Source organism: Ruegeria sp. AL11, from assembly GCF_056540865.1.
The window spans coordinates 57,913-84,530 of sequence record NZ_JBQFXO010000010.1; the positions used below are offsets into that span (position 1 = coordinate 57,913).

The window sequence follows — 26,618 nt, forward strand, 5'->3', positions numbered from 1 at the left end:
GGGCGCTGAGGTCTACATGGTATAAGTCAGGCCTGTCTCTTTCTCGAATTGGGCCATGTAGGTTTCGTAGTCACGGTAGGCGCGATGGAACAGCAGGCGCGCCATTCGCGTCGCGCGCCAAGGTTTTTTGCCACCGACATAGTGCCAGATTTTTGGAGTTCTGTTTGCATCACTCAGATGCTGGCGGAACGTCTTGGACATTTTGCGGTATTTCGGACTGTGTGCGTCAAACCAGATCTGAGGGCGCGTGTTCCACTGAATAGGCAAGCGAAACCAGCGACCGTGAAACAATTGGTTCATTCTGTCCTGTTCGGGCAGGTAGGGAATGTGCGGAACCAGCTTCTCGAAATCGCTAATTTCACGTAATTCACGATCGCCATGAATGGCCGAACAGTCCATCACCATGATGCCGGCATTGAAATACCCTTCGCCGGGTATGAACCCCAGCCGAATGCTCTTGCTCACACGGCTGAGCGACTTTTTATGCTCGCGCCCCGGTCTGAAAATCTGCTGCAGGGAAGGGCGCAGAAAATCCCCTCCGCCAAGCGTCACCAACCCCATATCCACACATGCGGCAAAGGGCTGCCCTTCAAGGTCCATGTCCAGCAATTCCCAAACATCCGAAACAACCAGAGTGTCAGCATCCACAAAAACGCAGCGCTTTTCGCAAAGCTGGGGCAGAAACAAAGGCAGCATCGTGATCGCAGGGAACTTCGACTTATACTCGGAAAAGCCTGGCAGATTTTCCAGATCGAATTTCCGGTACGAAATCGTTCCCTCCGCAAGGGAATGATTGACCTGCTCAACAATCGCAATGTCTTCGTCTGTGAAATCCTGCCCGAAGATCGTCACATCCAAGGGCTTGCTGGCGTTTTTGACAGCGGAATATGCGGAAAGCAGAGCCGGGAACAGAAAAGACCTGTTCACGCCATAGACCACCTGCATCGCGCCCCCCCTTGATCACGTCAATGTGATGAGAAGGAATAGCAGCGAAGAGCAGGCACTTCAAACCCTTAGCGGCCCTCAAAACTCTTGGTTTGCGGCGTTACCCGGCGCCCCCTTATTCGACCAAAATCGTAATCACTTCGGATACAATGGGCGGGTTGTGCGGCACGTGTCCAGCATCGCCCAGAACCAGTTGTAGCGTGTGCTGACCAGCGGGCAGATCCAGAGTGACCTCGGTCTGGCCACCGCCGAAATGCATGTGGTTTTCGTCTGATGGCAGCCCATACAGCAGCTCATCCGCGCCGTCTTCGCCCTGACCAAGTGGTAGGCGATTGATCAGCAGGTGGTGGTGGCCGGTATTGTCCGCTTCGGTCCCTGCAGGCGCAACGCCCATGCCGCTGAGGCCAAAGACCACCGTGACCGGTGATTGCACTGTGTCACCATCCGCAAGGTTCGCGAAATAGACCTGCGCACCCGGCGCGGATGGCGTTTGTTCCTGCGCTCCGGCGGCTGTGGCAAACAGAACAACTGAAATGGCTGTAAAAATGGCTTTCATGATCTCCTCCCTCGTCACAAAAATGCCATTCTAAACCTAGCACATCTTGAATATTTTCCAGAAAACGCCCGTTTGCAGGGCGATCACCGTCGCGGGAAACAACTGTTTCCGCGTTTCTGATACGCAAACGATCCGATTCAAAACCCTGATATTATCCCATGTCCGCCCCGATTCCGCCCAGATTGAGGTGCAAGGTCGTTGCAAGTAGCAAGACCTGGGGAACGAGAATGGATCGACTGACGGAAATGGAAGCCTTTGCCAACGTGGTGGACCAAGGTGGCTTCACCGATGCGGCCAAGAAGATGGGTATCTCCAAATCAGCCGTTTCCAAGCACGTGTCCAGCCTCGAGTCGCGGCTGGGGGCACGATTGCTCAACAGGACCACGCGCCGCGTTTCTCCGACCGAGATTGGTTTGGCCTATTATGACCGCGCCCGCCGGGTGCTGAACGACGCGGGTGAAGCGGATTCGCTGGTCACCGCGATGCAATCGGCCCCTTCTGGCCTGCTGCGGATCAGCGTAGCGACGGATTTCGGCGTCAATCACCTGTCGCCTGTCCTGTCGGATTTTCTGGCCACCTATCCCGATATCACCGTGAACATGGTGCTGAACAACCGCTACGTGGAACTGATTTCCGAGGGCTTTGACGTCGCCGTTCGCATCGGAGAACTGGAAGACAGCACTCTGCGCGCCCGCAAACTGACCGAAACCGTCAAACGCATGGTCGCGGCCCCCAGCTATATCGAGAAATACGGACGGCCGCAGAAGATCGACGATCTAAATGAACACAAGCTGCTGCACTATTCCAGCCAATCCTCGGGCAATGTCTGGCGCTTAACCGCCCCGTCGGGCGAGAAACGTCAGGTGCGCACGGCCGGTTGGCTCAGCGTGAATGATGGCCAATCGCTGTTAAACGCGGCGGTCTCGGGCCTCGGGATCGCCTATCTGCCCAGCTATCTTTACGCCGATGCGTTGAAGACCGGTGAGGTTGTAGATGCAATGCCATCCCTGCCGGATGAGGTGCAAGGCATCTACGCGGTCTATCCTCCAGGCCGCTTCACTCAGCCCAAAGTACGGGCCTTCATAGACTTCCTCGTTGACGCTTATTCCGAAAAAGGCGCGATGGACTGGTAATTCTCCCGGTGAACTGGATCGGCCCGTTCGTTCTGCGTGCGGGTCTTTTTTTTTGAAGACGCGTCAGTTGACCAGCAAGACAGCCTCGACCCTACGGTTCAGATCGCGCCCTTCCGGCGTCGCGTTCGAGGTCAGCGGCGCAAGATATCCCACGCCCTGTGCCTCGATCCGATCCGCCGCGACGCCATGTGTGTCAATCAGGCGGGCGCGCACGGCCTGCGCCCGTTCGGTGCTAACCTTGATATTGGCCTGCAGCGCGCCCGTATCGTCGGTATGACCGACCAACGCCAATCGGGTCGACGGGTTGTCTGCCAAGAACTGCGCCAGCAACGACAAGGAGGCGAACGGGCCGTCGCCCAGTGCCACCTCACCGGTGCGGAAATGCAAATCGTCCAGAATCACATGGCCCGACTGCCGCAACGCGTCCAAAAGGCCTTCGGTTCCGCTTGCGGATTGCTCAACGACCACAGGCTTTGGGTCCGGCGCATCAACGGGTGCGACGCGGATCAGTTGCACGTAGCCATCCGGCGGGTTGCGGCTGACCAGCAGGCTGAGCGCCTCGTCGCCTTTGGTGGCGGACAGAAAACGATAGTCACGAATGGCGACGTACATATCCGGCGTTGGCACCACTTCGGTTCCGAAGCGGAAATCGAACCCGCCACAGGTCCGAGCCTCACATTCAAACAGGATATTAAAGCCCTGCGCCACGAGCTGATCCCGCAGCGGAGCCAGCAATTGCAGCGTCGTGCTAGAGCCCGCCTGCAAGCGCCATGTCAGCCGCTCGACCCGCCCCTCGACCGTGCGAGACGGGACTATGCCATCCGCAACGGACCCTGTGGGCAGCTCATAGCTGTCCAATGGCGAAGTCCTCTCGCTGATCTGACGGGCGCTGGCAGGCAGGGTTAGATCTTGCGCCAGAACGGGCCCGGCCATCAGACAAAAGGCAAGGGCGAGGCATCGGATCATCGGGCTTGCGCGTGGTATTCGGGGTTGGGCGCCATTGCGGTGGCACTGGCCACCCGGTTGGACATGTTGAAGAATCCGGTGACGTTGGCGATGTCCCAGATATCCCGGTCGCTGAAGCCATGATCGCGCAAGTGCTGGCGGTCGGCCTCTTCAATCTCGGCGCTGGCGGTGGTCATCTTCGCTGCAAAATCTAACATCGCACGCTGGCGCGCACCCAGAGGGGCGGTGCGGTAGTTCATCACAAGCATCTCGCCCAATTGCGGATCACCGGACATCTGCCGCACTGCTGCACCATGAGCAACAAGGCAGTAAAAGCACTTGTTGATCGAGGACACGACCACCGCGATCATCTCACGTTCAAGCTTGGACAGCCTGCTCTCTGCCAGCATCAGGTCGTTATACATGGCCGTGAACGCATTCAGCTTGTCGATGTCGAACGCGTAAGCCTTCAGCACATTCGGCACCATGCCCAGCTTTTCGAGGCAGACATCAAAATATTTCTGCGTCTCGGGCGGCAAAGGGTCGGCCATGGGCAGGTTCAGCGCGGTGGGTAGATCAGTCTGCTTCACGGGCTTTCTTAACTCCTTAGACACGTTGACGATAATGGTATTCCCCGACAATCTCCATCCCGAGCGCACGGTAGAGGCCATTCGCCCCGTCGTTGGCCTTTGTACAGATCACGCTGAGCGTTTTCGCCCCATTGTCCCGCGCCCACAAGGCTGCCGCCCGCATGGCCCATTGGCCCAGACCCTGGCGGCGGTGATCGGGCAAGATTTCAAGCGCATGTACCATGGTCACATCACCTTGCATGGCTAAGAACACAGTTCCCGCTGGGCGATCGGAATGCCGCAACAGGAACGCAGTCTTGGGGCCCGCAGCACGTTCCATCACGGCCAGACGTTCAGGGCCAATACCGCCCTTGGCCCAGATCTCCGCCATGACTGCAAGCGGGGGCCAAATGTCGAACGCGGTCACGCGGGGCAGAGGCTGATCAGTCAGCAGTTCTGGCGGGCAGGCGTAGATGTTGACTGGGTCCAGGACTTCATAGTCGCGTGCTTCCAGTTGAGCGTCGAGCTTGTGGTCATCGGGCCAAAGACAAAAGATGCGTTTCTGGCCCATGGTCTGCATGGCACCCTCGGCCGCGATGATATCGGCCTCGGTCGCGTCACCCAGCGCATTGGCGGCAGACACGCGCGATCCACCGCCCTGCCCTTCGCGCAGGCGGAAGGGGCCAAGGGCCTCATAGCGCGCAGCGGGCCATGTTCCGTCAACGATGTCGGGCCAGTTGATGCTCACAACTCAAGCTCTTTTGCCAATTGGGTCATGGCCGCGTCGATGCGAGCGCCTTCAATGCCCCGGATCACCACATTGGCGCCGAAGACCCCGTTGATCTGAAACGGATAGCAACCGATGGACAGGTCCGAGAACGCCTCAGCCAGTGCAGACAACGTGGCAGCAATGTCGCCTTCGCCCCGATCCACCCGCAATGTCTGAGACAACAGCGGGCTACCGCCCGTCAGACCCGGCAAAACACTAGCCACCATGGCTTGGAAGACCGAGGGCACCCCGGCCATCACATGCACATTTTCGATGGTAAATCCGGGCGCGGTTGAGACCGGATTGTCGATCAGCGCGGCCCCATCAGGAATGCGGGCCATACGCAGGCGGGCCTCATTCAACTCCAGCCCTGACTTGTCGTAATGCGCCTGCAAAAGCGCGCGCGCGTCGTCGCGCACGTCGATAGGGGTGCCAAAAGCGCGGGCGATGCAATCGGCGGTGATATCGTCATGTGTCGGCCCGATGCCGCCGCTGGTGAAGACATTGTCGTAGGACTCCGACAGAGCCTTGACCGCCGCCTCGATGGCCGGGGCGTCATCGCTGACAATACGCACTTCTTTCAGGTCGATGCCGTGCTTGGTCAGCTCCCCCGCAAGGTAATGCATATTCGCATCGCGCGTCCGGCCCGAGAGAATCTCATCCCCGATGACAAGCATTGCAGCGGTTGGATTGGCCATGGCGCGCGCCCCCTCTTGATCGGCTGTTGGGGCAGGTATAGGCCGTGGGGCATGAGATTTGAAACCCCCCTTGTCCCCGCCCGCCTGATCCGCCGCTACAAACGCTTTCTAGCCGATTGCACGCTGAAGGACGGGCGCGAGGTGACAGCCCATTGCGCCAATCCGGGCTCGATGATGGGGCTGGCCGAACCGGGCGAGAAAATCTGGTTGGAACCCAACGACGATCCGAAGAAAAAGCTGAAATTTGGTTGGCGGCTGGTTGATCACGAGAATGGTCATTTCACCGGTGTTGATACCTCGGTGCCGAACCGGGCACTGCGCGCGGCACTAGAGGGCGGCGAGATCCCCGAACTGGCCGCATACGAAACCCTCCGGGCCGAGGTGAAATACGGCGAGAACAGCCGCATTGATTTCCTGCTGACCCAACCCGGCCTGCCGGATGCCTATGTCGAGGTCAAAAGCGTCACGCTTTCCCGCCAGCCCGGTCTGGCCGAGTTTCCCGACAGCGTCACCGCTCGCGGCACCAAACATCTGCATGAACTGGCCGCCATGGCCGAACAGGGCCACCGCGCGATCATGCTGTATCTGGTGCAACGCACCGATTGCGACCGCTTCGCGCTGGCGGCCGATATCGACCCCGCCTATGCGGCGGCCTTTGACGCGGCGCAAGCGCATGGGGTTGAGCGGTTGGTTTACGGGACGCGGATGTCGCCAGAGGGAATCGAGGTCGATGCGGCGAAGGCCTGGGCTATCGGCTAAGGCAGGAGAGTGAACTCTCCCAGATAAGAGCCTCGCCCCGGTGTGTAACCGCGATATGTGCCATCCGCGACCTGCCCCACCACAGCGCAGAGGTCCTGATCTTTGCGGAACGTCTCCCAGCGGCTGCAGATCCTGTCGCCCTCGTACCACCAGACGCCAGTGTCACGGCCAAGCCGAGGAATCTCAACGACAAAGCTTTGGTCGGCGTTCACACGTGCCGTGCCGGTGACGCCCGCGCGGTTCAGTGCAATCTTGCGATCCAGTACCAAAAGCGCCGCAAGCTGATCCTGCGTCAGCATCGTCACCTCTTCGCGGCAACCGCAGGTCAGAACGACCAGAAGAGCAGCAATCGCTCTGACCATCTCAGCCCCTGTTCCCGCTGATGCATCCTCCGTGGCACCGTGGCGCAAAGCGGCGCGGATGGCCACGCGCAGACGGGATGATCAACGAAACTTGAACCTCTATTTGTGAATTTCAGGCCAAAGATCGGCGTCCAACCCCATCACAAACGGTGCGAAGTAATCGGCCACAGCCTGCCACCCCCCGACCGAGGCGGTGTTGACCGGTCTCCGCGCCTGCAGATTGCTGGCCGTTTTGATCGCATCCGAGGATTTGTCGGGCGACAGCATCGCCTGTTCAAAAGGCAGGTCGCAGAGCTGGGCCAGCTCCTTGGCACCGTCCTCCAGATTATTCACCAGATGCTCGTAGCTTATGTCATGGACCCGCCCCGGAAGGACGGCATGCCAGTGCTGAATATAGCGGCGATAGCGGTTGGCTTCGGCTGCCATCCAGCTCAGATCATGCGTATAATACAGGCCACCCGCTCCGAAATGCGTCCGCCACATCGACAGCGCCACATCGCGTGGATCGCGCGTGACATTAAGAATCACGGCATTTGGAAAGGCCTGCGCAATCGCCCCCAGAAAAGCGTAGTTTCCCGGCGCTTTGTCGACAAAGGCGCGCGTTCCTTCCGCCGTCTGGGGCAAGTTATCCGCGTAGTAGTCGGCCAGCTCCTGCACGTCACTTCCAGCGCTCGATTGGCTTTCGGCCTTGCGGGCCCAGTGGTGCACGCCTGCCAACTCTCCCAGCCCTTGCACGGCGGAATGTGAGGCCAGAATCCGCTCGATCAGAGTGGTGCCAGAGCGCGGCAAGCCAACCACGAACACCGGCCGCGGGATATCGGTGCGCGGCGCTGAGGCAGGGTCGGGCAGAGGCGTGCTCAGACGCTGGCGGCAGGCTTTCTCGGCCCGGGTTTCCCAGCTTTTGAACCCATGCTGCAACTGATCATGCGCCTTGCGCAGCTGAAGCATCTCGGTCGCGGTATCGCCCTCCTGTTTCGCAAGGCTCGCGGCGGCGAAATGCACGGTGGCTGCGGCTTCCCGATTGGCGTTGCCGGCCTCAAGCAGTTTAGAGGTCAGAGCCTGCAATTCCGCCCTATCCTCAGCCGACAGGTTCGGCAGAGTTGCAGCGAACTCCAGCGTTTCGGGATCCTCGGGCGCCAGCGCAAAGGCGGCGCGACCATGGGTTAGAGCCTCAGACATACGCCCCAAACCGACCAGGCCCTTGGCCAGTCGCAGCTGACCATAGTGGAATTTCGGGTGCTTCTCGGCCACGGCCAATAGGACGTCGATGGCCTGGTTCCACTGGTGCATCTCATCGAGAATATCGGCCTTCAGGCAATGGGCCTGCAGATTGCCGTTTTGATGGCGCAGAACCTCATCTACGTCCTCTAACGCCTCGCTCAGCTGACGCTCCTGCAACAGCGCCATGGCGCGCACATAGCGTTGCGGTGGGGTCAGAGGGGCCTTGGCAGCGACTTTATTCATCAGGGTCAGAGCCTTGCCAGCATCGCCGCCCTGAACAAGGCTCAGCCCGAAATTCTGGATCAGGTCGGGGTTCTCCGTCTCCATCTTCCAGGCGCGCTCCAGATGGGTCTGTGCCTGTTTGAAATCTCCCTGGTGAATGCATGCAAGACCTGCCATCTGCGGAAACGCTGGCATTTTGGGCCATTTCTTCCCGGCCTTGACTGCACGCTTCAGCGCCCTGTCCGCGCGCCCGGTCTTGAGCATTTCACTGATGGTGGCAATCTCGGTCCTCAGCTGGTCGGCTTTCTGCATCTGACTGCCCTTCTTCTAATTTAACGCCCGAGAACTATCTTATCCGTGCTAGTTTATATCGCTGTACGCGTCCACCTGTGATCGGATCATCATCCATCCGAGATACAGGCCTGCGACGCTGCACCCTCTGGAACTTTCTGCACAAGCAGCGTAAATAGAACACTGCGCGAAACATTTGGAGCCTCGCATCCATGAAAGAACACCGTGGCCGTCTGACCAAAGACGGTATCCGCATCTATGAACAGGGTGACTTTGCCGGCATGCATGCGGCAGGGGCTTTGGCTGCGCGGATACTGGATGACATCGCGCAACATGTCTTCCCCGGCCAAACCACCGGCGCGATCGACGGGATCATCACCCAGATGGTCGAGGACGCCGGCGCGACTTCGGCGACGATTGGCTACAAGGGCTACCAGCACGCCAGCTGTATCAGTGTGAACCACGTGGTGTGCCACGGCATTCCCGGTGAGAAAAAGCTCAAGGACGGGGATATCCTGAACATTGACGTCACTGTCATCGTGGACGGCTGGTTCGGTGACACCTCGCGGATGTATGTCGCAGGTAAACTGCCTCGCAAGGCCGAGCGTCTGATTCAAGTCACCCATGACGCGCTTTTCAAGGGCATCGAGATGGTCAAGCCGGGCAACACGTTCGGCGATATCGGCCATGCGATCCAGTCCTATGTCGAAGCGCACCGTATGAGCGTCGTCCGCGATTTCTGTGGCCACGGGCTTGGTCGAGTGTTCCACGCGCCGCCAAACGTGCTGCATTATGGCCGCCCCGGCACCGGTTCCGTTCTGGAAGAGGGAATGTTCTTCACCATCGAACCGATGGTTAATCTGGGCCGCCCTGAGACCAAGACTCTGGCCGACGACTGGACTGCTGTGACCCGCGACAAGTCGCTCTCGGCACAGTTCGAACATTCGGTCGGTGTAACCGCAAATGGGGTCGAGATCTTTACCCTGTCACCCGTCGGCAAGTTCCATCCGACCTATTCTTCGTGATCGGCAGCCTGATCCCGTAGAACTTTCAGCAGCATCGTCTCAGCCCCCCACGGCGTGATCGCGTCGTGGATGAACACCGGCGCGCATGCAGGTTTGCGCGGCGGGCCGGTTTCTGTGTCAGTGTCCTGAGCCAAACCCCAGAACAAGGGCGGTAGGGCGCGGTACATGCCAGAAGCCTAGCACAAACCGGCTCGCGCCTCAAAACCGGATCACGATGGCGTACAGCTGCCTCTGTCAAAACGCTGCGAAGTGCCTTTGATCATCATGTCATATTCGAGACTTACAAGATCAACGGCAAAGTTGACGACCTGACCATCCTGAATCAGCAAAAACGTCAGGTTGTCCAAACCCGGCAGGATGTCCGCCTCGCCCTGCAGATCTCCGACAGTGATGTGCCCTTTGTTGGACCCGCCCGAACGGGCCAACGTCACGTTGGATTGATCCACAGACGAGGTGCAATTGGCCATAAATTCATTCGCATCTAGTTTTGTTTGCCCTGCAACAACAGGGGAGGAGCCCAGCACGATGGCTGAGGTCAGGGCAGCTCTGAGAAGCATAGAGAGTCCTTTGAGGGTTGTTCCGCGTTTCTACGGCGCCTAGAGGCGAATTTGGCCGCAATTTTGGCGGAGATGCGTCAAATTGCTGGCCACCCTAATTCAATTTTAAAACGAATTAAGACTGTCAGGATCAACCCACATGATCAAGTGGTTTAAGCATCAGCGAGATATACGTGTCGCCGTATTTTCGACTGTCCACCAGCTGGAAACCATCCGGTGCCTGCATTGGGGCGTTTTCTTCCCACACGATAAACGCTCCCTCAGCGATCCATCCAGCCTCGGTCGCCTTAGCCAGCGCTTTTTGGCCCAGAGACTTGCCGTAAGGCGGGTCCAGAAAGATCAGGTCATAGTGCGCGTTCGGGTTTTCACTCAAACGCGTCGCGTCCCTGCGGATCAGATCGGCCCGATCTGTGCTGCGGGTCAGGTCGATATTCTTGCGGATCAGGCCCTGCGCGACACGCCCGTCATCCACAAAGGTGACGTAGTCAGCCCCGCGCGACAGCGCCTCAAGCCCCAGCGCGCCAGTGCCTGCGAACAGGTCCAATACACGCAGACCGTCAAAATCGATCTGATGGCTCAGGACGTTGAACAGGCTTTCACGCACTCGGTCGGTGGTGGGACGCAAATGGGCACCCGTATCCCCTTTGCCGACCGAGGCCAAGGCACGACCCCGGAACTCTCCGGCGATGATCCTCACGCTTTGAGCAGCGGTTTCAGATCCGCAGCCGGATCGGCCACCACGGCAGGATCAGCGGTTTTGCCCGCGTCGATCAGGCGCTTGCCAACCATATAGGCGCGCGGGTCGTTCATCGCGTCGACTGCAATCAGCTGGTCACCCTTGTAGTACCAGAACGACACGGTCTGACCTTCGCCCTGACGGGTGACAACCCGATCATAACCCGTATTCAGACCTGCGATCTGCAGTTTCACGTCATACTGATCCGACCAGAACCACGGCGTTGCTGTATAGTCCTTGGCAGCCCCCAGCATGTTCTGAGCCACGATCTCAGCCTGATCGATTGCATTAGGCACGCTTTCCAAACGAATACGCCCCGCGCCATGCGGGAAGGAGGCGCAATCCCCTGCCGCCCAAATCGACGGATCAGATGTGCGGCCATGCGCGTCGGTTTTGATGCCGTTGTCCAGTTCAAGCCCAGCCAACTCGGCCAGTTGGGTGGACGGCGCGATGCCCACGCCGACGACCACAAAATCAACCTCGATTTCGGTTCCATCTGTCAGAACCGCGCCGACCACCTTGCCGTTTTCACCGATCAGACGATCAAGGCCCACGCCCTCGCGGATGTCCGCTCCATGACCCGAATGCAGCGCGCGGAAATAGTCGCTGGTTTCCTTGGCGGCGACGCGTTGCAGGATACGCTCGGCCATTTCTACCAGCGTCACCTTGACCCCGCGCTTGGCGCATACGGCTGCGGCCTCAAGCCCGATATAGCCGCCCCCGACGATCAGAGCGCGCGCGCCTTCAGTGACCCGAGGCTCCATCTCGTCGATATGAGCCAGATCGCGCACCACATGAACGCCCTGAAGATCACCGCAGATAGAGGCAGGCAGATAGCGCGGATCCGACCCGGTGGTCAGCGCCAGTTCATCGTATGAGATGACTTCATCTCCCAGGGTCACGGTCTTGGCCTTGGGGTCAATTACGCTAACGCGTTGGCCAAGACGCAGGGTGATGTTGTTGTCGGCATAGAAGCTTTCGGGGCGCAGGAACAGACGCTCCAGCTCCATCTCGCCCAGCAAATAGGCCTTGGACAAGGGCGGGCGCTGGTACGGCAGATGCGGCTCGGCCCCGATCAGGGTGATATCCCCTTCAAACCCATCCTTGCGCAGTTTCGCAACAAGCGACGATCCGGCCTGCCCGGCGCCGATCACGACAATATGGCTCATGTTCATCACACCCTGTCGAATTCTCATGGTTACTTTTGTCCGACCACCTATATTGCGGCATAGCCCGACTCTGCAAATCCAAACGACAGGAGCTGAAAAATGATTACAACAGGTGAGATGCTGCCCGACGCCACGCTGACCCAAATGGGTGCGGAAGGCCCAGAAGAGGTTCGGATTTCAGACAAAACCGCGGGCCGCAAAGTGGTGATCTTTGCAGTGCCCGGCGCGTTTACACCGACCTGTCATTCGGCACATGTGCCCAGCTTCATGCGCACCAAGGATCAGTTCGAAGCCAAGGGCGTGGATGAGATCATCTGCATCTCCGTCAACGACCCGTTCGTGATGAAAGCCTGGGGCGAAGCGACCGGCGCGACCGAGGCCGGCCTGACCCTGTTGGGCGATGCCGCGTCCGAGTTCACAAAGGCGATCGGCATGGATTTCGACGCCCCTCCAGCCGGGCTGCTGGCGCGTTCGCAGCGCTATGCGATGCTGGTCGAAGACGGCAAGGTCACTGCGCTGAACCTGGAAGAAAGCCCCGGCGCTTGCGAGATTTCAGCCGGTGAAGGCTTGCTCGAAGTAATCTGACGCTGTTCGGCCCCGGCTAAACCGGGGCCGTCCTAACCCTATTTAACTTGATACAAAGCCCCAGTGTGCGATTATCAAAGGCACATAGCTGGGGAGTATGTTTATGTATCTCAAAGCCATTTCACTCATTCTGGGCGGCGCAGGCCTTCTTGCAGCTTGCGGCCCGGCCCCAACACCACAGCAACAAGCGGCACGGCAACATGAAATCGCCTGCCTGAGCGGCACCTTGGGTGGCGCGCTGATCGGAGGCGCAATCGGCAATCAGTTCGGAGGCGGTTCAGGCAAGTCCATTCTGACGGGTGCAGGTGCCGCTACCGGCAGCATCAGTGGTGCAAGATTCGCATGTTGAGGGGGACAGTGATGAAACGAATAATCTGTATCGCCGCGCTTGTGATGGCCAGTGCCGCAGCTGCGGACGACGTGGCTGAGCTGAATGAAAAAGAGCTGACAGCCATCGACTCGAACAATGATGGCTTTCTGTCCAAGGACGAGTTCAATGCCTTTTCAGACTACGCCTTTCAGGCGATGGACGAAGACAAGAACGGCACACTCGGCCTGTCCGAGGCCAAACCCTTCCTGGACATAAAGCAATTTCAGGACGTTGACCAGAACGGCGACAGCCTTATCTCACGGACGGAATACGACGCGCAGATGAGCAACGATTTCGACTCTGCGGACAAGGATGGAAACGGCCGGTTGGACTAACCCCGGAGGGTGAGATGAACAGATGGATCTGGATCGGCGCGCTGGCCGTGTTGGCTGCTTGTGACGTACCGCAGGCCCCGGTTGTGACCGGCCCAGACGGGCAGGCCCGCATCCAGATCAACACCAGCGGGCTGACCTGCTATGAGAGGCGGTGTCTGGACATCAACCCAGCGGCGCGCAGTGTTCGGTCTATCGGCAACAAAACGACCCGCATTCCTGGCAATATCGACGTCAGTAGTGGCACAGTCACGCCGGATGAGTTCCGCCAGATGGCGATCACGGCATCCTTGGCTGGCGGAATTGGGTCCGGACAGGATCGCGACTAGACCAGACCGTCCATCTTGCGCGCCAGTTTCGCATCCAGCGAAGACAACCCGCCGACGTCATGGGTGGAGAGCACGACCTCGACCGTGCGGTAGACGTTGGACCATTCGGGATGGTGGTTCCATTTTTCGGCCCAGATCGCCACTTGCGTCATCCATCCAAAGGCCGCGACGAAATTATCAAAGATGAAAGTCTTGGTGATCGCATCCCGGCCCTCAACCATCGTCCAGCCATTGTTGAACAGCGGATCAAGAAGGGGGCCACGGGTCTCGGTCGACAAAAGCTCGGTCATTGCTGTTCCTCCGGGTTCGATTTTCTGAACGGACCGTAATCCGTCAGAATCTCAATCTCTTCTCCCACCGCGCGGCCTTCAGCGTCCAGATATTTTTTGACGGCATCGGCGAATCCCGGATCGGCAATCCAATGAAGGCTGTGCGTGCGTGTTGGCAGGTAGCCACGTGCAAGCTTGTGTTCACCTTGCGCTCCGGCTTCGACCCTTTGCATGCCATGCGCGATGGCAAAGTCGATGGCCCTATAATAGCACAGCTCGAAATGCAGGCAGGCATGATGTTCGACACAGCCCCAATAACGACCATAGAGCGTCTCACGCCCGATGAAATTCAGCGCCCCCGCGATGGGATACCCATCGCGTTCTGCCAGCACCAAAGCCATATCAGCGGTCATCGTCTCCTGCGCCATATCAAAGAACTGGCGCGTCAGGTAAGGTGATCCCCACTTGCGCGCGCCGGTGTCCTGATAGAACCGCCAGAAGGCATCCCAATGCTCGGGCCGCAGGTCATCACCGGACAAGGTACGGATCTCACCACCGAATGCGTTGGCCTGAGCACGCTCCTTGCGGATGTTCTTACGCTTGCGCGAGGACAGCGCCGCCAGAAAGCCGTCGAAATCCGCGTAATCGTCATTCAGCCAATGAAACTGTTGTGAGCTGCGCAGCATCAGGCCCATCTGCTCACCCGCCAACGCCTCGTCCTCGGTGCAGAAGGTCGCGTGAAGTGACGAGACCTGATTGTCTGCCGCCAGTTGAACGGCGCCCTGCACCAGCGCGGACATCCCAATCCCTTCATATCCCGGACGCACCAAAAAGCGCCGCCCTGTGGCGGGCGTGAAAGGGGCCGCGATTTGCAGTTTGGGATAGTACCGCCCGCCCGCGTTTTCATATGCATGGGCCCAGCTGTGGTCGAAGATATACTCTCCCTGACTGTGCGATTTGGCATACATCGGCGCCGCCGCGATCAGCATCCCATCCAGATACGCCGTCAGATATTGAGGCTGCCACCCGGTGCCCCGCCCAACCGAGCCGCTGCTTTCCAGGGCCAGCAAAAACCGGTGCGTAGTAAAGGGATCCAGCGGACGCCCGCCATCTGCTGTTTCGGGGCAAGCGCAGGCATCCCACTCGGCCGCAGAGATTTGCGAGAGTGATCCAAGTATTTGAATTTCGATCTGCGCCTGATCCATGTGCCCTCCGCGTCTGGTCTTTATCTGTGACGAGGTGCGACAGGTTCAACCCGGATGCTTGGCCAGATACCCCTCAAAGGTCACATTGTCGGCAACGGCGCGGGCCTCTGCCTCTTGTTCAGGCGACTTTACCGTCCAACACAGGATCGGCACACCGCGCGCTTTCAGCTCGGCCACGCGCGAACGGTCCAGATCATGAACCTCATGGCTGATGAAACTGGCCCCAACCCGGTCGAAATCGGGAATATTGCGCAGGTGATCGCACACCGATTGCGGCAGCAGCTCGACACTCGGCTTATAGGAACAAGTCACGATCCCACGTGGCAGATGCGGGGCCAGGCGGGCAAGCTCGGCCACGCTGTTGGGGTTGAATGACATCAACGCCACTGGACCGTCGTAGCCTTCTAGCGCCCGCACAGCGTCCGCCTCAAGCGGGCCGACATTGGTGCCCATGGCTCCGTCCTGATCCTTGAGCTCAATCAGCAGCGGGACTTTGCCCGCGACCATCTCAAGCACAGCGTCGAGGGTGGGAATGCCATCCTCGGCATGCAGCAGCTGCGTGGCCTGCGCCCGCGCGGCCGAGACCTGCTGGATCGGTCCAGACTGCCCGGTCAGACGCGCCATGTCGTAGTCATGAAACACCATCGCACGGTTGTCCGAGGTCCGCTGCAGGTCAATCTCGATCCCGTAACCGGCATCGATCGCGGCACGAATGGCCGCCCGGCTGTTTTCCGGGCGGTTATTTGTTTTGTCATGCAGCGCCCGGTGCGAGATCGGGGCCTCAAGGAACACAGGCGGCAGAGCAGGTGTCATTGGACTTCGAAAATACCTTCGATTTCGACAGCAACACCCAGCGGCAGTGATGCAGCGCTAACCGCCGAGCGGGAATGACGACCCGCCTCGCCCAGCGCCTCAACCAGGAAATCGGACGCACCGTTGATCACCTGCGGCTGCGCGGTGAAATCAGCAGTCGAGTTCACAAAACCGGTCAGCTTGATCACCCGTACCAGCTTCTCGATATCCCCATCGCAGGCCGCTTTGACCTGAGCCAGCAGGTTGATCGCACAGACCTTTGCCGCCGCTGCACCCGCGTCGACATCCATGTCATCGCCCAGTTTGCCGGTGATCAGGTCGTCCGCTTTGGAAATCTGACCCGAGACATAGACGATATTGCCCACGCGCACGAAAGGCACATAGTTTGCGGCCGGGGCCGGTGCGTCTGGCAGCGATACGCCCAGGCTTTGCAGTTTTTCCGAGATGCTCATGTGATTGTCCTCACCCAAAATCGACTCGGGCGGACGCTAACCGGGATGATGCCGCTGGGAAAGCCGGAAACCGATTTTTCTGACCGTCGCGTTCAGTGGGCATATCCTGTCCTATTTCGAACTGTTGAAGTCGTGTCACTTTACCTTCGTTGATTTACCGGGTTTAACGCTATGTGTTTCATTCAAGCTCTGAAACCTCTATGTGACAACAACTTGTGTCGGTTGGACACGCAGGTATTGATTGATCGCCCACGCGTCGTGCCGGGCCGTATTGGAGTAGCTAAGACCGTGTTGAGCAAATTTGGCTTCAAACATCTTGTTGTTCTGTCACTTATGGCTGTGTTGTCGGCCTGTGCGACGCAACCCCCGGAACAGGCTGCTCGGGGAGAGATTTTCGACCCCTATGAAAACGCCAACAGGGGCATTCACAAGTTCAACCTTGGCGTCGACCGGTTTCTGTTTCGCCCGGCCTCGAAAGGCTATGTGAAGATCGTCCCTGATCCGATGGTGACCAGCTTCAGTACCTTTGCGGAAAACATCTCTCTGCCCGGTCAAGCGGTGGATTACCTGCTGCAGGGAAACCCCAAGCAAATGGGCAACGCCTTGTTGCGGTTCGTGATTAACATGACCGTCGGTGGCTTTGGCCTGTCGGCACCCGCAGATGAGCTGAACCTGCCCCCTGTCGATACGGATTTCGGCGAAACCTTGCACGTCTGGGGTGTTGGGGAAGGCGCCTATGTCGAGCTGCCTTTCTATGGCCCATCGACCACCCGCGACGCTGTAGGCGTTATAATCAATCTGTTCTCGAACCCTATCAACTTCACGCCGGTACGCCCTGCGGACAACCTGGGGGTTTATGCCGAAGTCGTACGTCGGATGGGGGATCGGGGTCGTTTTTCTGATACAGTGGACTCGATTCTCTACGAAAGTGCCGACAGCTATGCGCAGGCCCGACTGATCTACCTGCAAAACCGCCGCTTCGAATTGGCACGCGACGACGAGGACGCCTTCTTGGATCTCTACAACGATCCATATGCCGACGCCGGAACCGACCCTGTTAGTGACCCCCTTCTCGACCCCTACGAGGACCCTTATGCTGAGTAACGCTTTAAACCGAAGACATTTCCTGAAAACCTCTGTGGCCGGAGCAGCTATTGTTGCCCTGCCCTTGCCCGCTCTGGCCCTGACCGAGGCGGGCGCCAAACAGCTGGTCAACAGTGTTGTCGCGGATATCAACCGCGTGATCGCCTCGGGCAAGTCGGAAAAAGCCATGCTGCGCGATTTCGAAAAGATTTTCGTGCAATACGCTGATGTTCCGATCATGGCGCGCTATGCGCTTGGGGCGGACGCCCGTTCTGCCTCTCCGGCGCAGTTGAGACAATTCACCAAGGCGTTCCAAGGCTATATCTCGCGCAAATACGGACGCCGGTTCCGCGAATTCATTGGCGGCCAGGTGGATGTACGAAACGCGCGCCGAATCAAAGCCGGCTATGAAGTGCGCACCTCGGTCAAGCTGCGGGGATCGTCGCCCTTTGACGTGACCTTCCTGGTTTCTGACAAATCCGGTCGCGATAAGTTCTACAACATGTTCATTGAGGGAGTGAACTTGCTGCTGACCGAACGCACCGAAATCGGGGCGATGCTGGATGCGCGTAAAGGCAACTTGAACCAGCTGATCAAAGACCTCAACAGAACCGGGTAGCACCGCCTTTTTGTGTGCTTAAACGCCTCCGCGCTCTGTACGTCGGAGGCGTCTTCGTTTCTATACCCACAAGAAAGTTATTTTACCTTGTGACCTAACACGCGCAGAAGTTGATGCGCCGCTTTCCAAAGCTCTCACTAAAACTAAGCTTGTACCCCGCTCCACGCCCAGCCCGCGGACCCTCTAGGGCATGTAACTTCGGACCAAAGCGCTGGCTATCAAAGCCCATCCATCTGCGATCACGAAAAACGCCAGCTTGAACGGCAGCGAGACGATTGCAGGCGGCACCATCATCATGCCCATCGACATCAAAACGGCAGCCACAACTAGGTCAATGATCAGAAAAGGCAGGAAAATCAGGAACCCGATCTGAAACGCCCGAGCGATTTCAGACAACATGAAGGATGGCATCAGAACTGAAAGTGGAGCATCCGGAGACAGGACCATCCCCTCGCCTCCGGGGCGCAGAGCGGCCATGGATTGAAACGTCTCTATATCCAGTCGCGCGGCCATGAACTCTCGGAACGGGTTCAGGGCGCGTTCCAGAGCCGTTTCAACCTCAAGCGTTTCATGGATCAAAGGCTCAATACCAATAGTCCAGGCTTCGGTGAAAACCGGCTCCATAATGAAATAGGTCAGGAACAGCGCAAGGCTGACGATCAGCATATTCGGCGGAGATTGCTGTAACCCGATACCCTGCCGCAGGATCGCGAGAACCGTGATCAGAAATGGAAAACAGGTGATCATGATCGCCAGCCCCGGAGCGACGCTGAGAACGGTGATCAGCAAAATCAACTGGATCGTCCGGGCCGAGATGGACCCACCTTCCCCAAGCGACAGGGTCACGTCTTGAGCCGCAGCCAGCGAGGGCAGCGTAGCCACCACCGCCACAATCAGCCAGAGCCACAGGCGCATCAGCCGATCCCGTTCTGCAAATCCGCGATTTCGGTCAGACGTACGGCCAGTTGACCGGCCTGATCGCCATCCATCTCTTCCAGAAGACCGCGAGCAACCAGTTGATCCCCGACATATAGGTCCACGGGGTCTTCGATCCGTTTGTCCAGCGTCAACACCGCATTTTCACCCATATTCAGCAGGTCCCGGATCAGCGGGCGGGCGCGGCCGACAGAAACGGTGACTTCGATCGGGACAGCATCAAAAGGGTTGGTTTTCTGGGATTGGGTATCAGTCATGGGTCAAAGCCTCTTTCGCCTCAAACATGTAGGAGTCAAATGCCTGCTGCACCGAGGTCAGCAGATCCACGCAATCCACCTCGCGTCGCGAGATACCGACCTGCAGCCGCGCTTGTCCGGGTTGCAGCGAGGAATCCTCAATCACGCGCGGGGGCTGTGGCATATCCGATGACAGCAAATCTTCGACCTCGGCTGCGCGCCCTCCTGGCACAAGTATCTGGATGGGTTGGTCGATCTGGGTTCGTGCCATGTCTTGCAGCTGTTCCGACAGGCGGTGAGCAAAGCTGCGGTCGATACAATCTGGCAGCACCAAGTTCACCAGGCTTTGGAACATCGGCTCCAGCGACAGGGTCATACGTGTCAGCGCTTCGTGATAGGTAAAGGACATGTCTTCCAACGCCTTGGCCAGTTCTGCCGAGACCTGGCCCCGGTTCTGCTCCTGCGCTTGAACAGCGTCTTCCCATCCGGCCCCGTAGCCTTGTTCGAAGGCGGCCAGGCGCTGTTCCTCCAGCGCGTCTTCATCCAGAAGATGCAGCTTGCCGCCTTCGACCTGCGCGGTGAAATCCTCAAGAAGGTGAGCAATCGACATCAGACCCGCTCCTCACCTTCTTCAAGCCAACTGCGCAGGATTTCGACCGTTTCTTCCTGTTTGCCACCGATCATCGCCCGCAACCGATCCACAGGATCTGCGTTGCTGTCCGACCCAAGCGCCGGCACGCCGGCCGACTGCGCTTGTCCCGGCAGAGCCGTGAACTCAGCCGACTCATCTGGCGCGATCTCACCAACCAGAACCTGAGCATCCTGTGCATCACCACCACCTGCAGGCAACAATGTCGGGGCTGCCGCCGGTTTCATCAGGATGGGGCGAATGACAAACAAGGCCAGAACCAACGAAACAACTGCAAGCACCGCCATCTGGATCAGAGACATCGCGTCCAGATGAATATTCTGCCACATTGAAGACGAAACCAGCGTTCCCTGCGGCTCTACCACCGGCAGATCAAGCGATTTCAACGTGATCACATCGCCCCGAGCTGCATCGAAACCAACGGCTGAGGCCACAAGTTCCTCAAGCGCGTCAAGCTCAGTCTGAGGCAGGGGCTCAAAGCTTTCCGCCCCGTTTTCATCTACCGACCGGAGGCCATTGACCAACACCGCGACTGTCAGGCGCTTGATGGCTCCGGGTGCGTTGTGAACCTCAAGCTCCGTTTCTGAGACCTCATAGTTCACGCGCTCGCGGGTCTGCGTCGCGTTTGAGTTCGATTCGTCCCCGCCCGCGCCGTCACCATCCGGCAGGTTGGAGGCAACCGTCACATCGCCGGACTGATTGCGCGCACTGTCCGAGCGTTCCTCGACATCCGTGCTGATCGCGACTCGCCCTTTGGGGTCAAAGCGGCGTTCGCGGATGGATTCGGTTTTGGTTACCGTGTCCACACTGACCTCAACCACTGCGTTACCGGTGCCGACACGCGCCTCGACAAGGCGCAGCACGCGTTCGCGCAACTGACGGGATTTGTCATCTGCCGTGTCAGCCGCAACCGCCGTGTCCTGCCCGCCAATCACGGCGCCGTTTGAATCCACAACCGTCACGTTCTCTGGCGCAAGCCCGCTAACCGCCGAGGCAACCAGAAAGCGAATCGCCTTGGCTTGATCTCCGGTTATTTGCGCGCCCGATGGAACCAGATAGACCGAGGCCGTGGGCGCAACACTACGCTGAAACGGGTTGGCCGAGCCATTTGCGATATGCACCCGGGCCTGACTAACATGAGGACCTCCGACGATGGTGCGCGCCAGTTCACCTTCTTTTGCGCGCCAATAGGCGGCGTCGAACATCTGCGAGGTGGTGCCAAACCCGCTGAGCGAATCGAGCAGTTCGTAGCCACGATTGCCATTCGCAGGCAGACCTTCGCTGGCCAGGGTCATGCGCAGCTCATCCCGCTGCGAGCCAGGCACGTAAATCGAGCCGCCCCTGATCTCATACGTGACGCCGCGCTGATCGAGCGCACGCACGATATCGCCCGCGGCCCCGCTTTCCAGCCCTGCAAAAAGAAGGGTCATAGAGGGTGCCGTCACAAGACGGGACATCCCGAGAACCCCCAGAAACACCAGCGCAACCGCGCCGACGACTATGATTTGCTTTCGTTTGTCCAAACTTGCCCAGACAGTTCCGATCTGCTGCACGCTCACCTCCGACTCGCCGACATTCTGCCCGGCGCATCCCTTGTTTGAACGATTGCCCTTAACAATCGGTTAGTCCCTGCCGGGTTATGACAGCTTCAGATCGAATGAATGAGGACGTCATGACTGACGCTGTAGCGGAAGAGGCAGAAGCCCCCAAGAAATCAGGGAAAATGGGTCTGATCGTCGGGCTGATTCTGGCGCTCGTCGGGGCGGGCGGCGGCTATTACGCGACCACGTCCGGGCTGTTGCCCTTTGGGGCAAAATCCGAAAAGGCAGAATCGCTGGACGCAGAAAAAGACAAACCGGCCAAGGCCCTGCCAGACGTGGAATTCGTCGATCTTCCGCCCGTCATCCTGTCGGTGAATGCTGGTGAGTCGCGGCATCTGAAATTCCACGCGCAGCTCGAAGTTAACTCGGCCTACATCAGTGATGTGGAAAAAATGCAGCCGCGAATCATGGATGTGCTGAACGGGTACCTTCGCGCGCTGGAGGTTTCGGATCTCGAGGACTCCTTAGCGCTGGTGCGTATCCGGGGACATCTGCTGCGGCGCATTGAAATCGTCGTCGGAGAAGGTCGTGTGCGCGACGTTCTGGTGATGGAATTTGTTCTGAATTAGGAGGCGAAATTGGAGCTTATTGCAGATATTTTGCTGGTCGCGGGCGCGCTGGGCGCCGGTCTGTATTGCTTTGTTCTGTCACGCCGCCTGAAACGGTTCACAGATCTGGAACAAGGCGTGGGTGGTGCCGTCGCGGTGCTGTCCACCCAGGCGGAAGAGTTGAAAAAGTCGCTGGACAGCGCTCGGGCTGCCTCGGACCAATCCGGGAATGAGCTGAAAGAACTGACGGAACGCGCGCAATCGGTTGCGCAGCGGCTCGAACTGATGATGGCCTCAATGCATGACGTCGTCCCAGAAGAACAGGCCGCGCCTGAACCGCCCGCGCCGGAAGAATCGTCAGAGCCGGATGAAGAGGCTGAGGGCAAGGCCGAGCCTGAGGAGGCACCTGACACTCAGGAATCAGATATGGTCGACACGCCCGCCGACGAGAGCAAGTCCGACCAACCAAACAAGGCACCTGAAGGTTTGATGTTCTTCCGGCACAAACGGCAGGGCGTGGAGGCCGCGGAATGAAACGCTCTGGTACGCAGATAGGCAGGGCGCGACCCCGCGGCGGCGTGTTGGCGGTGATTGCCCTGCTGATGATCGGTTCCGCTGCGATTCGCCTTGGGCTGGAAGCGGGGCCGGCATTGGCTAAGACTGTTGAGCCGACAAAGACCGAAGAGCCGTCGAAGTCAAAACCCTCTCCGGATCTGCAGGTGCTTTTGAACGAACTTCTGCGCCGTGAAAAACGCCTGAAGCAGCGGGAAGAAGCCTTGGAAGAAAAGGAAAAGGCACTGGAGATTGCCCATGGGGCCATCGAAACGCGCTTGGCCGTATTACAGCAGGCCGAAGAAGACCTGCGGGAAACACTAGCATTGGCAAACAAGGCCGCTGAAACGGACCTGACCCGGCTGACGGACGTCTACCAAAACATGAAACCCAAAGATGCCGCCGCCCTGTTCGAGACGATGCATCCCAGCTTTGCGGCCGGTTTCCTGTCGCGAATGCCCGCCGATGCCGCAGCGGGCGTGCTGGCCGGTCTCAGCCCCGAAGCTGCCTATACGATCAGTGTCGTCATGGCGGGTCGAAATGCCAATGCGCCACAGGAATAATCGCATGCTTATCAAGGCTATTTGGATACTTGTCGGAGATCGCAAATGATTGGAATTGTTGGAATTGTTGTCATCTTTGTGATGGTGTTCGGCGGTTATCTGGCTGCGGGCGGCAAGATGACGATTATCATGAAATCCCTGCCGTTTGAGATGATGATGATCGGCGGCGCCGCTGTTGGTGCCTTTTTGATCAGCAACGATATGGGTGGGATCAAACATACGATCAAAGACATGGGCAAGGTCTTCAAGGGAGCAGAATGGAAACCCGAAGACTACCGTGACCTTCTGTGCCTTCTATTCTCTTTGATCCGCATCGCACGCGCAAACCCGGTCGAGGTTGAACAGCACATTGAAGACCCCGAGAACTCGAGTCTGTTTTCCGTCTACCCGAAAATCCAGTCCGACAAGGAAGCCGTGGACCTGATCTGCGACACGATGCGCTCGGCTGCGCTGAACTATGATGACCCCCATCAGGTCGAAGAAGTTCTGGATAAACGGATGGAGGCCAATTTTCATCACGCCATGCATTCCAGCCATGCGCTGCAAACCGTCGCCGACGGCTTGCCCGCCCTCGGGATTGTCGCCGCCGTTCTGGGCGTGATCAAAACGATGGGGTCAATCGACCAGCCGCCTGAGGTTCTGGGCAAGCTGATCGGGGGAGCTCTGGTCGGGACATTTCTAGGGGTGTTTCTAGCCTATGGTCTGGTGGGGCCCTTTGCTGGCAAGCTGAAATCCGTCGTGGAAGAAGACAATCACTTCTACCAGCTGATCAAAGAAGTTTTGGTCGCCAACCTGCACAACCACAATGCCGCCATGTGCATCGAAGTCGGCCGCCAGAACACACCAACCCACAACCGGCCTGGTTTCTCGGAACTTGAGGATGCTCTCAAGGAACTCAAACAGGCGGCGGCATGAAAGGCCTGGCTCTCTTCACGTCGATCCTCATCACAGTAGCAACCTCGGCCACTGCTGAAACGTTGGTTGTCCGATCGGGAGAACATGAAAGCCACACCCGCCTCGTCGTAAAGGTTCCGCCGGGCACCGAGTGGGTACTTGCACGCCGGAAAAACGGGGCGCGGCTGACCGTTTCAATCGACGACGTCCTGTTTCAAACAGAAGGCGTGTTCGGGCGACTGACATCAAATCGCTTGTCAGCCCTGTCTCAATCGGAACCAGGTGCCGCACTTGATTTGGAGTTTGGATGCGACTGCGTGGCCATGGCCTTTCTGTTTCAACAATCAATGATTGTCGTGGATATTTCGCAAGGCACTTTGCCTCCGCCTTTGACTGCCAACATCCCTTTGCCACCGTCTCTGCCGCCGTTGGGAGTAGAAGATTCGCCTGAACCCTTAGCTTTGCCGCTTTTGACGCTGAACCAACAGGGCTTCAAAGATCAACTCTCAGCCAGCCTACTGCAAGGTGCCGACCGAGAGGTCCTTGACCTGGACCTGGCCGCCATCGGCCCCCGCACGTCAACACCTCCGAACGACACGGACATGCTGCCGAATTTTGCAGCGAATATGAGTGTCTCAACGGTTGTGGACGAACTGGAAGGTCTTCTTGGCCCCGATATCCCCCAAATAGAAAAACGTCCTGCCTGTATCAGCAGCGCTCGATTGGGGTTCGACACATGGACCGACGCTCGCCCATTTGACGAACAGATCGCTGACCTGCGTTCTGGCCTGTTTCAGGAATTCGATCGCGTGGACACCGACCAGGCCTTCAAGCTGGCAAAACTCTACGCTTATTTCGGTTTCGGTGCCGAAGCTGTCTCCACGCTTGCTCTGGTTAAAGACCACTCCGAAGAGAAAAGCTGGGTTCAAGCCATAGCCGGGTTTGTGGATCACCGTGAGTCTTCAGAAGAAAGCCCTTTTCGGGGTCTTCAGCGTTGCAGTAGCGATGCAGCTTTCTGGTCACTGCTCAGCGAGCAGACGTTGAGTCCAGATGCCGATCTGGACGCGATAGAGCAGTCTTTCTCCAGCCTTCCCCGACATTTGCGCCGCAGTTTGGGCCCAAGACTGTCATCGATTTTGGTTGAAGCTGATAAGCTGGAAGCGGCGCGGCGGGTGATGCGTTCCGTTGATCGCGTGGAAACGGAGGAACAGCCCAACGTTGCCAAGGCTCAGATCGCTCAGGCCGAAGGCGACTCTGAGGTGGCCGATGCCATCTTGGAAGAGGTGATTTCTACGCCGGAAACCGCAACAGATGCCCCTCTGGCCTTGGCGCGCTTGATCGAGAAACGCTGGGCAGAGCGGGGGGCGGTATCCCCGCAGGACGTTGCCCTTGCCGCAGCCTACGCGTTGGAGTTTCGTGGATCTGAAACCGGACCAATGATGCAGCACGCACATATCGTTGCGCTGAGTTTGAACAATGAGTTCGATACGGCCTACGACCTGATCCAAGCTCTTCCCGAGGGTGATGATCGCGCGGATGTTCTAAACCGCCACACACATCTGCTGGAAGAAAGGTCAAACGATGTAACCTTTCTGAAACAGGTGCTGTCCATGTCTGATAGCGACTCGATGGCTTTGACCACGCAAGCCGCTATTGCAGTGTCAGATCGGTTGGGCGCTTTAGGATTTGCGGCTCAAAGTTCTGCCTTTGCAAATCGGACACATGACACGACGGACCGATCCCAACGGGCCCGATTGCGCGCGCGCGCGGCACTGTTGGACCAAAAACCGCACAAAGCGATGCTGGAACTTTCCGATGATGCTTCAGTGGCCGCCGATACCCTGCGCGCTCAGGCCCTGGCGGCAACCGGTGATCTGGATGCGACGGCAGACTTGTACCGAGACCTCGGCGAAACCGAGGTTGCGAACCGGTATTTCTGGTTGGCTGGATTGCCCGAAAATATTGAGCCTGAAGGTCGATTTGCGAACCTGTCCGAGATTTCGGACAAGCTTGCCTTACCGCCTCGTCGTCTTATTGAGATGCCTCTGGCCGACGCCAACAGCCTACTGGCCGACAGTGAAGAGACCCGAGCGCATATTGCCGACCTTTTCGGTTTACTCTCCGACCCAGAACGCGCGCCTGACGAGGGAGCAGATCCCAACCAATGACACCAAAGGTCTAGCGCAGATTCCGATAATTCATTTTCAATCTAATAGCGTATTTCCCCTTAGTGCGACGCTGGATAAATACCTTGATGAAAATTCTGGCGGGACTTCGCGCGGTCCTTCGACCGTTAGCCACAAAGAAACATGACCAACTGTACGCCGCCGACTAAAGAGGTTGGCGACTTTCTGAGAGGTTCCGATAACAAGACTTTCCCCATAACGCCTCGGCTCAAGACATTTTGCTTTCCAAGCCTTTGCATGGTTCACGGCTTGGAAAACGATGTAAAGGTCCATGTCCAAGCGTGTTTATCTCTAAGCCGTCACTCTCGCCGTGACCGGCATCTACTGGGTTTGAACCCTGAGCCTACATCCTGTGCGATTTGGCAAATGGGTCTCAGGCGCTTAGTCGTTCTGAAAAAGAATGAACATCGGTGGTCTGCGAAACTCATGAAAAGCGCGA

General features: G+C 58.2%; 34 protein-coding genes. 14 read left to right on the forward strand and 20 right to left on the reverse strand.

Annotation, left to right across the window (positions count from 1 at the left end):
* Positions 1-12: 12 nt before the first annotated feature.
* Complete coding sequence (locus ACR0IP_RS16435) at positions 13-945, reverse strand: glycosyltransferase family 8 protein (protein WP_480526752.1); 933 nt, start codon at positions 943-945, stop codon at positions 13-15.
* A 115-nt stretch (positions 946-1,060) separates the two neighbouring features.
* Positions 1,061-1,501 (reverse strand): DUF4399 domain-containing protein, encoded by a 441-nt coding sequence (locus ACR0IP_RS16440; protein ID WP_170379386.1) that lies wholly within the window; start codon positions 1,499-1,501, stop codon positions 1,061-1,063.
* Between the two features lie 227 nt (positions 1,502-1,728).
* Between ACR0IP_RS16440 and ACR0IP_RS16445 the strand changes: the two genes are divergently transcribed.
* Positions 1,729-2,634, forward strand: coding sequence for a LysR family transcriptional regulator (locus ACR0IP_RS16445; protein ID WP_170379389.1), 906 nt, complete (start codon positions 1,729-1,731; stop codon positions 2,632-2,634).
* Between the two features lie 63 nt (positions 2,635-2,697).
* Here ACR0IP_RS16445 and ACR0IP_RS16450 read toward each other — a convergent pair whose 3' ends face one another.
* Genes ACR0IP_RS16450 through ACR0IP_RS16465 form a run of 4 tightly spaced genes read right to left on the reverse strand, consistent with a single transcriptional unit; the run spans position 2,698 to position 5,615 of the window.
* Positions 2,698-3,600 carry an OmpA family protein gene (locus ACR0IP_RS16450; RefSeq protein WP_480526755.1) on the reverse strand — a complete coding sequence of 301 codons (903 nt, stop codon included), beginning with the start codon at positions 3,598-3,600 and terminating at the stop codon, positions 2,698-2,700.
* Complete coding sequence (locus ACR0IP_RS16455; RefSeq protein WP_480526757.1) at positions 3,597-4,169, reverse strand: peroxidase-related enzyme; 573 nt, start codon at positions 4,167-4,169, stop codon at positions 3,597-3,599. Before ACR0IP_RS16455 ends, ACR0IP_RS16450 begins: the two co-directional genes overlap by 4 nt.
* A 16-nt stretch (positions 4,170-4,185) precedes the next feature.
* A complete protein-coding gene (locus ACR0IP_RS16460; protein ID WP_480526759.1) occupies positions 4,186-4,896 on the reverse strand; it encodes a GNAT family N-acetyltransferase in 711 nt (236 codons plus the stop codon).
* Positions 4,893-5,615 (reverse strand): molybdopterin-binding protein, encoded by a 723-nt coding sequence (locus ACR0IP_RS16465; protein ID WP_170379395.1) that lies wholly within the window; start codon positions 5,613-5,615, stop codon positions 4,893-4,895. The genes ACR0IP_RS16460 and ACR0IP_RS16465 overlap by 4 nt, the downstream gene beginning before the upstream one ends.
* 51 nt (positions 5,616-5,666) lie before the next feature.
* On the opposite strand from ACR0IP_RS16465, the gene sfsA reads away from it, so the two are divergent.
* The gene (gene sfsA / locus ACR0IP_RS16470) at positions 5,667-6,374 is read left to right on the forward strand and encodes a DNA/RNA nuclease SfsA (protein ID WP_480526760.1); all 708 of its coding nucleotides are present in this window, start codon (positions 5,667-5,669) and stop codon (positions 6,372-6,374) included.
* Here the strand turns inward: sfsA and ACR0IP_RS16475 are convergent.
* Together ACR0IP_RS16475 and ACR0IP_RS16480 are read right to left on the reverse strand one after the other, a co-directional pair.
* On the reverse strand, positions 6,371-6,736 hold the full coding sequence (locus ACR0IP_RS16475; RefSeq protein WP_480526762.1) for a hypothetical protein: 366 nt from the start codon (positions 6,734-6,736) through the stop codon (positions 6,371-6,373). The two genes, sfsA and ACR0IP_RS16475, sit on opposite strands and share 4 nt — an antisense overlap.
* Positions 6,737-6,835: 99 nt before the next feature.
* Positions 6,836-8,491 carry a tetratricopeptide repeat-containing sulfotransferase family protein gene (locus tag ACR0IP_RS16480; protein WP_480526764.1) on the reverse strand — a complete coding sequence of 552 codons (1,656 nt, stop codon included), beginning with the start codon at positions 8,489-8,491 and terminating at the stop codon, positions 6,836-6,838.
* A 191-nt stretch (positions 8,492-8,682) separates the two neighbouring features.
* Between ACR0IP_RS16480 and map the strand changes: the two genes are divergently transcribed.
* Positions 8,683-9,495, forward strand: coding sequence for a type I methionyl aminopeptidase (gene map / locus ACR0IP_RS16485; RefSeq protein ID WP_480526766.1), 813 nt, complete (start codon positions 8,683-8,685; stop codon positions 9,493-9,495).
* Here the strand turns inward: map and ACR0IP_RS16490 are convergent.
* The 4 genes from ACR0IP_RS16490 to ACR0IP_RS16505 all read right to left on the reverse strand — a co-directional run bounded on the left by ACR0IP_RS16490 (position 9,483) and on the right by ACR0IP_RS16505 (position 11,957).
* Positions 9,483-9,662 carry a hypothetical protein gene (locus ACR0IP_RS16490; RefSeq protein WP_170692152.1) on the reverse strand — a complete coding sequence of 60 codons (180 nt, stop codon included), beginning with the start codon at positions 9,660-9,662 and terminating at the stop codon, positions 9,483-9,485. The two genes, map and ACR0IP_RS16490, sit on opposite strands and share 13 nt — an antisense overlap.
* Positions 9,663-9,704: 42 nt before the next feature.
* Positions 9,705-10,052, reverse strand: coding sequence for a hypothetical protein (locus ACR0IP_RS16495; protein WP_170692155.1), 348 nt, complete (start codon positions 10,050-10,052; stop codon positions 9,705-9,707).
* A 130-nt stretch (positions 10,053-10,182) separates the two neighbouring features.
* Complete coding sequence (rsmD, locus tag ACR0IP_RS16500; RefSeq protein ID WP_170692157.1) at positions 10,183-10,749, reverse strand: 16S rRNA (guanine(966)-N(2))-methyltransferase RsmD; 567 nt, start codon at positions 10,747-10,749, stop codon at positions 10,183-10,185.
* Positions 10,746-11,957, reverse strand: a complete 1,212-nt coding sequence (locus tag ACR0IP_RS16505) for an FAD-dependent oxidoreductase (RefSeq protein ID WP_170692437.1) — start codon at positions 11,955-11,957, stop codon at positions 10,746-10,748. Before ACR0IP_RS16505 ends, rsmD begins: the two co-directional genes overlap by 4 nt.
* Positions 11,958-12,056: 99 nt before the next feature.
* Here ACR0IP_RS16505 and ACR0IP_RS16510 point away from each other — a divergent pair, with 99 nt between their 5' ends.
* The 4 genes from ACR0IP_RS16510 to ACR0IP_RS16525 all read left to right on the forward strand — a co-directional run bounded on the left by ACR0IP_RS16510 (position 12,057) and on the right by ACR0IP_RS16525 (position 13,573).
* On the forward strand, positions 12,057-12,542 hold the full coding sequence (locus ACR0IP_RS16510; RefSeq protein WP_170379412.1) for a peroxiredoxin: 486 nt from the start codon (positions 12,057-12,059) through the stop codon (positions 12,540-12,542).
* 103 nt (positions 12,543-12,645) lie between these two features.
* The gene (locus ACR0IP_RS16515; RefSeq protein ID WP_170379414.1) at positions 12,646-12,891 is read left to right on the forward strand and encodes a hypothetical protein; all 246 of its coding nucleotides are present in this window, start codon (positions 12,646-12,648) and stop codon (positions 12,889-12,891) included.
* 11 nt (positions 12,892-12,902) lie between these two features.
* Positions 12,903-13,247, forward strand: coding sequence for an EF-hand domain-containing protein (locus tag ACR0IP_RS16520; RefSeq protein ID WP_480526769.1), 345 nt, complete (start codon positions 12,903-12,905; stop codon positions 13,245-13,247).
* 14 nt (positions 13,248-13,261) lie between these two features.
* Positions 13,262-13,573, forward strand: a complete 312-nt coding sequence (locus tag ACR0IP_RS16525; protein WP_170379420.1) for a hypothetical protein — start codon at positions 13,262-13,264, stop codon at positions 13,571-13,573.
* On the opposite strand, the gene ACR0IP_RS16530 is transcribed toward ACR0IP_RS16525, so the two are convergent.
* From ACR0IP_RS16530 to ACR0IP_RS16545, 4 genes are read right to left on the reverse strand one after another with little or no spacing between them, the layout of a single operon-like run.
* On the reverse strand, positions 13,570-13,863 hold the full coding sequence (locus tag ACR0IP_RS16530) for a 4a-hydroxytetrahydrobiopterin dehydratase (protein ID WP_170379422.1): 294 nt from the start codon (positions 13,861-13,863) through the stop codon (positions 13,570-13,572). The two genes, ACR0IP_RS16525 and ACR0IP_RS16530, sit on opposite strands and share 4 nt — an antisense overlap.
* Complete coding sequence (locus tag ACR0IP_RS16535) at positions 13,860-15,047, reverse strand: GNAT family N-acetyltransferase (protein ID WP_170692162.1); 1,188 nt, start codon at positions 15,045-15,047, stop codon at positions 13,860-13,862. The genes ACR0IP_RS16530 and ACR0IP_RS16535 overlap by 4 nt, the downstream gene beginning before the upstream one ends.
* 45 nt (positions 15,048-15,092) lie before the next feature.
* Entirely contained in the window at positions 15,093-15,860 is a 768-nt protein-coding gene (locus ACR0IP_RS16540; protein ID WP_170692163.1) for a glycerophosphodiester phosphodiesterase family protein, read from the reverse strand.
* Positions 15,857-16,312 carry a RidA family protein gene (locus tag ACR0IP_RS16545; protein ID WP_170459597.1) on the reverse strand — a complete coding sequence of 152 codons (456 nt, stop codon included), beginning with the start codon at positions 16,310-16,312 and terminating at the stop codon, positions 15,857-15,859. Before ACR0IP_RS16545 ends, ACR0IP_RS16540 begins: the two co-directional genes overlap by 4 nt.
* Before the next feature lie 333 nt (positions 16,313-16,645).
* Here ACR0IP_RS16545 and ACR0IP_RS16550 point away from each other — a divergent pair, with 333 nt between their 5' ends.
* Positions 16,646-17,416 carry an MlaA family lipoprotein gene (locus tag ACR0IP_RS16550; RefSeq protein WP_170379838.1) on the forward strand — a complete coding sequence of 257 codons (771 nt, stop codon included), beginning with the start codon at positions 16,646-16,648 and terminating at the stop codon, positions 17,414-17,416.
* Positions 17,406-18,014 carry an ABC transporter substrate-binding protein gene (locus ACR0IP_RS16555; RefSeq protein ID WP_170379430.1) on the forward strand — a complete coding sequence of 203 codons (609 nt, stop codon included), beginning with the start codon at positions 17,406-17,408 and terminating at the stop codon, positions 18,012-18,014. Before ACR0IP_RS16550 ends, ACR0IP_RS16555 begins: the two co-directional genes overlap by 11 nt.
* Positions 18,015-18,197: 183 nt before the next feature.
* Here the strand turns inward: ACR0IP_RS16555 and fliP are convergent, their stop codons facing one another.
* Genes fliP through fliF form a run of 4 tightly spaced genes read right to left on the reverse strand, consistent with a single transcriptional unit; the run spans position 18,198 to position 21,388 of the window.
* Positions 18,198-18,929 (reverse strand): flagellar type III secretion system pore protein FliP, encoded by a 732-nt coding sequence (gene fliP, locus ACR0IP_RS16560; protein WP_480526772.1) that lies wholly within the window; start codon positions 18,927-18,929, stop codon positions 18,198-18,200.
* The gene (locus ACR0IP_RS16565; protein ID WP_480526774.1) at positions 18,929-19,207 is read right to left on the reverse strand and encodes a FliM/FliN family flagellar motor switch protein; all 279 of its coding nucleotides are present in this window, start codon (positions 19,205-19,207) and stop codon (positions 18,929-18,931) included. Before ACR0IP_RS16565 ends, fliP begins: the two co-directional genes overlap by 1 nt.
* The gene (locus ACR0IP_RS16570) at positions 19,200-19,796 is read right to left on the reverse strand and encodes a FliH/SctL family protein (protein ID WP_480526776.1); all 597 of its coding nucleotides are present in this window, start codon (positions 19,794-19,796) and stop codon (positions 19,200-19,202) included. The genes ACR0IP_RS16565 and ACR0IP_RS16570 overlap by 8 nt, the downstream gene beginning before the upstream one ends.
* Positions 19,796-21,388, reverse strand: a complete 1,593-nt coding sequence (gene fliF, locus ACR0IP_RS16575) for a flagellar basal-body MS-ring/collar protein FliF (RefSeq protein ID WP_480526778.1) — start codon at positions 21,386-21,388, stop codon at positions 19,796-19,798. The genes ACR0IP_RS16570 and fliF overlap by 1 nt, the downstream gene beginning before the upstream one ends.
* Before the next feature lie 119 nt (positions 21,389-21,507).
* On the opposite strand from fliF, the gene ACR0IP_RS16580 reads away from it, so the two are divergent.
* The 5 genes from ACR0IP_RS16580 to ACR0IP_RS16600 are packed head-to-tail and all read left to right on the forward strand — an operon-like array spanning position 21,508 to position 26,161.
* Complete coding sequence (locus ACR0IP_RS16580) at positions 21,508-22,005, forward strand: flagellar basal body-associated FliL family protein (protein ID WP_170379439.1); 498 nt, start codon at positions 21,508-21,510, stop codon at positions 22,003-22,005.
* Between the two features lie 9 nt (positions 22,006-22,014).
* Positions 22,015-22,518 (forward strand): DUF6468 domain-containing protein, encoded by a 504-nt coding sequence (locus tag ACR0IP_RS16585; protein ID WP_170379441.1) that lies wholly within the window; start codon positions 22,015-22,017, stop codon positions 22,516-22,518.
* On the forward strand, positions 22,515-23,099 hold the full coding sequence (locus tag ACR0IP_RS16590) for a MotE family protein (RefSeq protein ID WP_170379443.1): 585 nt from the start codon (positions 22,515-22,517) through the stop codon (positions 23,097-23,099). The genes ACR0IP_RS16585 and ACR0IP_RS16590 overlap by 4 nt, the downstream gene beginning before the upstream one ends.
* 45 nt (positions 23,100-23,144) lie before the next feature.
* Positions 23,145-24,014, forward strand: coding sequence for a flagellar motor stator protein MotA (gene motA / locus ACR0IP_RS16595; protein WP_480526781.1), 870 nt, complete (start codon positions 23,145-23,147; stop codon positions 24,012-24,014).
* Positions 24,011-26,161, forward strand: a complete 2,151-nt coding sequence (locus ACR0IP_RS16600) for a hypothetical protein (RefSeq protein ID WP_480526783.1) — start codon at positions 24,011-24,013, stop codon at positions 26,159-26,161. Before motA ends, ACR0IP_RS16600 begins: the two co-directional genes overlap by 4 nt.
* Positions 26,162-26,618 lie beyond the last annotated feature (457 nt).